The 581-nt window shown below is 62.7% G+C and carries 2 protein-coding genes and 1 pseudogene; all 3 read right to left on the bottom strand.

The features are described from left to right. Positions 1-13: 13 nt before the first annotated feature. Entirely contained in the window at positions 14-205 is a 192-nt protein-coding gene (locus CQW31_RS30805; protein WP_099816126.1) for a hypothetical protein, read from the bottom strand. After that, complete coding sequence (locus CQW31_RS31275; protein ID WP_158238202.1) at positions 202-363, bottom strand: hypothetical protein; 162 nt, start codon at positions 361-363, stop codon at positions 202-204. The genes CQW31_RS30805 and CQW31_RS31275 overlap by 4 nt, the downstream gene beginning before the upstream one ends. Then, positions 363-581 (bottom strand): annotated as a pseudogene (locus CQW31_RS30810) (ATP-binding protein); the annotation flags it as partial. The gene CQW31_RS31275 and the pseudogene CQW31_RS30810, both read right to left, overlap by 1 nt.

Here is a 581-nt window from a genome sequence, read left to right on the forward strand (position 1 = left end):
CACTGGAATAGGCTCACACCCCCTCCCCGGCCGGCTGCCCGGCGCGCTTGAATTCAACGTGATAGCCGCGCTTCTGGCTGCCATCAGCCATCACGACGCGGCGGTCTGCGCCCTTGGTCATACGGACGATTTCTCGACCTTCCACGACCTGCTTGAACCCCTGGCTTTTGAGCTGGGCGACTGTGATTTCTTGTGCTGGGGTCATTTGCACTCCTCCAGGGCCGCTTCCAGCCCTCGCTGCTCGCCAACGATCCGCACGCAGACCATGGCAAAGGTTCGACCCATATCCGTTGCGAACCAGTAGCCAGCCAGCAGGGCCGAGATCATGGCCACTGCCCGAATGATTTCCTTGAGAGCGCGCATCAGATGGCCTCCTTGCCGCGATGCGATTCCCACTCGAACGGCACGACGATCATGCCGCCCTCGCGCAGGCGATCGACGCAGCGCTCGCCCATAGCAACCGGCAACTGCTCGGGGCCCAGGTTGGAAATGACCACCGTGGGCTTCACCTGCTCGTACCGGCCGTTGATGATCGCGAACAGGGTCGTCAGCTCGAAGTCGCTCGGCTGCTCCTTGCTCAC

The organism is Pseudomonas sp. 382 (assembly GCF_002759075.1).
GTDB lineage: Bacteria > Pseudomonadota > Gammaproteobacteria > Pseudomonadales > Pseudomonadaceae > Aquipseudomonas > Aquipseudomonas vlassakiae.

Bases quoted from the DNA above. Each gene is read 5' to 3' on its own strand.
- CQW31_RS30805 (WP_099816126.1), bottom strand. From the start codon at position 205: ATGACCCCAGCACAAGAAATCACAGTCGCCCAGCTCAAAAGCCAGGGG.
- CQW31_RS31275 (WP_158238202.1), bottom strand. From the start codon at position 363: ATGCGCGCTCTCAAGGAAATCATTCGGGCAGTGGCCATGATCTCGGCC.